General features: G+C 52.3%; 3 protein-coding genes and 1 pseudogene. 2 read left to right on the top strand and 2 right to left on the bottom strand.

Annotated features, from left to right (window positions below; all coding sequences use genetic code 11):
• Together QNK41_RS05590 and QNK41_RS05585 are read left to right on the top strand one after the other, a co-directional pair.
• A pseudogene (locus QNK41_RS05590) lies at window positions 1-298 on the top strand (hypothetical protein); the annotation flags it as partial.
• The gene (locus QNK41_RS05585) at window positions 295-1,602 is read left to right on the top strand and encodes a Ni/Fe hydrogenase subunit alpha (RefSeq protein WP_319254614.1); all 1,308 of its coding nucleotides are present in this window, start codon (window positions 295-297) and stop codon (window positions 1,600-1,602) included. The pseudogene QNK41_RS05590 and the gene QNK41_RS05585, both read left to right, overlap by 4 nt.
• A 148-nt stretch (window positions 1,603-1,750) precedes the next feature.
• On the opposite strand, the gene QNK41_RS05580 is transcribed toward QNK41_RS05585, so the two are convergent.
• Together QNK41_RS05580 and QNK41_RS05575 are read right to left on the bottom strand one after the other, a co-directional pair.
• Window positions 1,751-3,949, bottom strand: a complete 2,199-nt coding sequence (locus QNK41_RS05580; RefSeq protein ID WP_319254612.1) for an SLC26A/SulP transporter family protein — start codon at window positions 3,947-3,949, stop codon at window positions 1,751-1,753.
• A 232-nt stretch (window positions 3,950-4,181) separates the two neighbouring features.
• A complete protein-coding gene (locus tag QNK41_RS05575; RefSeq protein ID WP_319254610.1) occupies window positions 4,182-4,337 on the bottom strand; it encodes a hypothetical protein in 156 nt (51 codons plus the stop codon).
• Between the last annotated feature and the right edge of the window lie 379 nt (window positions 4,338-4,716).

Raw genomic sequence — 4,716 nt, 5'->3', positions numbered from 1 at the left:
CTATTGTTTCAATTCAGTCGGCAGGGTCTGTCTGGGTTTTATGACCCGGGGTGGCTGTGAATCGGTTTGCCCCAAAAACGGCGTGCCATGCTGGGGTTGCCGGGGCCCTTCAAAAAAAACGATCGTGGGCCTTCAAGCCGGTTATACACTGGAAGAGATTGCCACGAATGGATTCAGACGACGGTATACAAATCACGAAGGCCGTTTTCGCGCAGTAATCAAACGGATCAAGCAGAGTGGTCACTTCATGTTCGACATCGACAGCGAAGCGGTAGTAAAACTGCTGAGGGTGAAATGAAACATCAACTCCTGCTCAAGAAAGCCACCCGGATCGAAGGCAATGCGACGATTCACGTCGAGATCGATCAGGATCGGGTGCAGTCGGCCAGAATCATGGTCGAAGATTTTCGTGGCTTCGAAAAGTTTTGCCAGGGCAAAGCGGTCGCCTATATCCCCCACATCATCTCACGCATCTGTGGTTTGTGCTGCATGGCCCATCAGACAGCCAGCGTGCGGGCCATCGAGAATGCACTGGAGATCACCGTCCCTGATTCGGTCAACCAACTTCGTCAGGCGGCCGTGTACGGCGAGTGGATCGCCAGCCATGCCATCAGCTACTTTTTCCTGACTCAGCCGGATGTGCTTGGCACCAGGGAGGGTATTTTCGGCCTGATGCAACACCATCCGCAGATTGCCGAGGTTGCCTTTTCGATTCAAAAAGCCGGCAGCCGGATCGTCGAGATCCTGGGCGGGCGATCCGTCCACCCCATCGCCATGCAGGTGGGAGGGTTGTCTGTCCTGCCGTCATCGGATGATTTGAAAGAAATTCGTTCGGTTTGCGATCGGGTCGCGGATCAAACCCGTCAAATACTGTCCGGCCTGAATGGGCGGGAGCTGCCTGAACAGAGAATCGATTTTCCCAAACACAACCCAATCAACTTTCTAGGCTACGATGAAGATTCCGGCCCGGAAGGCCACTTCAACGTCTACGCCATGGATGGTGCGCAGGTCGATCGATTCAGGGTTTCCGTCATCGAGGACCATGTTTCCGAAATGCGTGCGGACTGGTCATTTGCCAAGTTTCCCTATCTGTCCCGATTGGGCTTCCCCGACGGAATCTTTCATGTCGGTCCCCTCGCCCGTGCATTTTTAGACCATTCCGCGATCAACATGCCGGAACTCCGGGATTTTGAAATCATCGACCGGGCCAGGGCATCCAGGGGCATTCATATCGAACACATCGATGTCATGCGGCTGGCTGAAATCTTCTGGGCGGCAACCCGGATAAAAGAGCTGCTGCTGGACATCGATCTGTCGGCGGTCAAAACCGTCCCCATCCATTCAGAGGAGAGCGGGAAAGGCATCGGTGTCGTCGAAGCCCCCCGGGGCGTTCTCATCCACAGCTATACCATCAACCGTGGCAGGATCGAACGATTGAAGCTCCTGGTGGCGACCCAGTTCAATAATCCGCTGATCAACCTCATCATCAAGGACCTGGCCGAAAGACACCTCGAACAGGGCACGCTTTCCGAGTCCGGGCAGGAGGCGATCGGCCGCTGTATCCGTTTGTTTGATCCGTGCCTGACGTGTGCCACCCACTAAGCAAGGCTGTTGAAAAACTATTGCGCTTGGCCATCCAGCGTTAACATTCGACTCAAAATTCTCATTTATCAACCATAAACTGCGCTTTTTCGCCGAATTTTGCCTTGTCTTGCCTGCGCTCATGACGTTTTTCAACAGCCTTGAACATCTAGTAATCCGCCCACATCCTCAGCTCGTCCGATCGCGCCCGCAACCGGTGGCTCAGCACCATGGCGATATTTTTCAATAGTTTGGCTGCAACTTGCGGTTTCCGGGCAAGCAATTTGTCAAAGTTGGCGCGTGAAAGGCAAAAGACTTCAGAATCCTCATCGGCCTGGACGTTTGCGGAACGGGGCTTTCCATCCAGCAGCGCCATCTCTCCAATAACAACGCCGGCACTGAAGGTGAACAGCCTTTTCTCACCCTGGCTGAGCGGCAAAATTATTTTTACACTGACCAGACCACGCATCAGGATATAGAGATCCCGATCCGTATCCCCTTCCCTGATGACCATTTCTCCCTTGAGAAAGCTGATTTTAGTCAGCAAGGTTTCCATCTGGTCCAATTCATCCGGGGAGAATCCAAGAAAGATATCAAGATCATTCAATTCAAATTGCCTGCATGATTCCGCCGGGCAGAATCGTTCCAGCAATCGATCTTCCACCCATTCTATGGCCAGATCGGTATTTGAAAAAAAATGGTCCTCGGGAATTACCTGTTTCACGCCGCTGATCGCCAAGAACTGCACCAATCCGTGATTGGCATTAATGTGACTGATCAGCAGCCATTTGTTCGTCTTCCGCAGGCTTTTATGCAAACGGGCAAGAATAGTGGCACCGGTGCTGTCAATTTCGGTGACCTGCTTCATATCGAGGATGCAATACGTCGCAGCAGCCATCCTGGCCTCGAGAATCTGTGCCAGTCTGTCCGCCGATCCGAAAAATATCGGCCCCTGCAATTCAAACACGTTGATCGCGTTTTTGTTTTCATTCAGAATCGTGATCTGCCTGCAGTCTCTGACGCGATTGGAGCAAATCAGTTCAGCCGTGTATTCGCGCCGGATCACCGAGGTCCCCATCTTGACGATAAAATAGGCGGTAGAGATGGCAAGGCCGACGATCACCGCCCAAATCAGATTGATGCTGACGGTGATCGCAGCCACCCCTAAATTGACCAGCAGACTGACTGAAACATCTCTTCTGAGGCTGCCTGGTGTTCGAATCGCTTGAAAAAGGCGCAGTGTCGAACGATCAAAAAGATTGATCCCCACATAGATTATAATGGCTGCAAAAACGGATAGCGGGATTTTCCCTATCTGGGGTGCGAAAGTTAAGAATATGAATAGAATCATAAGGCTGCAGATCGCCCCGGAGATGTTGTGCCGACCCCCTGCTTTGTAGTTCGCAATGGAGCGTGGAATCGATCCCGCGGCATAAAGCGAGCCGAAAAACGAGGCAATCAGGTTGCCCATGCCCTGGCCGAACAACTCCTTTTTGCTGTCATGGCGGCTCCCACGGATGTTATCGATCGCCACGGCGCTCATCAGTGACTCCATCGAACCCACCACACCGAGTATGATTCCGTACATGCCAATTTTCAACATCCAGGCACCGGAGAAGAAATCGAAGGGAAGATCTCTCAGTCCTGAAAATGCGGTCGGCGAGGGAAACACCGCTCGAAGGTCCCCGATGGCAGCAATTTGATGCGCCGAGCCGGCAAATACCGGCATCAGTAAAAAAATAGCCGTCCCTACAGTCAGGCCGGTCAAAAAAGATGGAATCTTTTTGAAGCAGCGTTTGGAAACAAAAATACTGATCAACGTGCACGCACCGATGAGCAACGTCATTCCATCGACCGTTGAGAAATCGAAGAGCACATGGGTTGCCGAGTCTGTGGCTGCAAGGCCTAAAAAGGATGGCAACTGGTTCCAGATCAGCAGGATGGCGATACCGTTCATGAAACCGGAAACCACCGGATAGGGGATGTATTTGACGATGTTGCCCATTCCCAACCGACCGGAGAGGATTTGAGTGATCCCTCCAACGGCCACACAGAGCGAGGCCATCCCCAAAACGATCCATTCCTTGCCTGTCGAAAGATCTTGTAGAATGGGATCCGCCGCCAGGCTGGCGACGACGGTGGTCATGATGAGCGTCAGCGGCGCCTTGGGCCCGGATATCTGGGTTGGAACCCCACCCAGCAGCGCCGCAACGAATCCGCCTACAATGGCGGCATTTAACCCGATCAGGGCGGCATGGGGTCGAAATTCGGGACCCAGTGCGGAAAACGCCGCGATGCCATAGGCGATGGACATGGGAAGGGTGATGATTGCCGCCGACAAGCCACCCATCAAATCACCTTTACCCATGCGAAACATCTCGTTTTTCATTTCTCCCCGATGATTTGCGGCCTGTTGTTTGTGTGCAACGCTGAAGCGCACCGATCTTTTCCGATGGTATCATGAGGCGGGTGATGGATCACATTGCTTATAGAACGTATACGATGGCACGAAGAGGCGGGCAACACTTAAATCACAACTATAAAACCCTGATCCGATTTAAGGGTTATAGGCGTTGACGAAATCGAAGACTGTCGTGTGTTCAGCGCCGGTAAATCCGGTCGACCCAGTCCTTGAACCATTTCGGTTTCTGGAACAGCACCATGATCAGCACCATGGCGGTAATGGGGATGGGAATGACGGTGTCGACGATGGCGAGCACGACAAGGTTGATCAGGATTTGCGTTTTTAGGGACACATTCATTATCCTTTGACTATAGGCGTTTTAATACGGGCGATCACATCATTGCTCAGAACCATTGGAGTGGAAGAGAATGGGTCAGTATACGCCACCCATTCGAAGATTGTCATCAACAATCATGACGGATTCGTAAAAAGCCCGAGATCTGCGTTACGCTTCATCCTTCGTCACTGCAGCGTACCATAAGTACGCTGCCTTCGGCACCCGCGAATGCGGTATTCTCAGGATGGAACATGAATGTTCGCCGTAAGGATCTTGATCGATTTGCCATTCGCTCGCCTAAGCTCGCTTTCGCGGCCCGCAAGCCTTGATCTCGGGCTTTTTACGAATCCGTCGGAAATGTGACTTTTTACGAGTTCAACAATCATCTTCATAA

The sequence above is a fragment of the Desulfosarcina sp. genome (assembly GCF_033791525.1).
Taxonomy (GTDB): Bacteria; Desulfobacterota; Desulfobacteria; order Desulfobacterales; family Desulfosarcinaceae; genus Desulfosarcina.
This window is presented reverse-complemented; position numbering and strand designations above follow the sequence as displayed.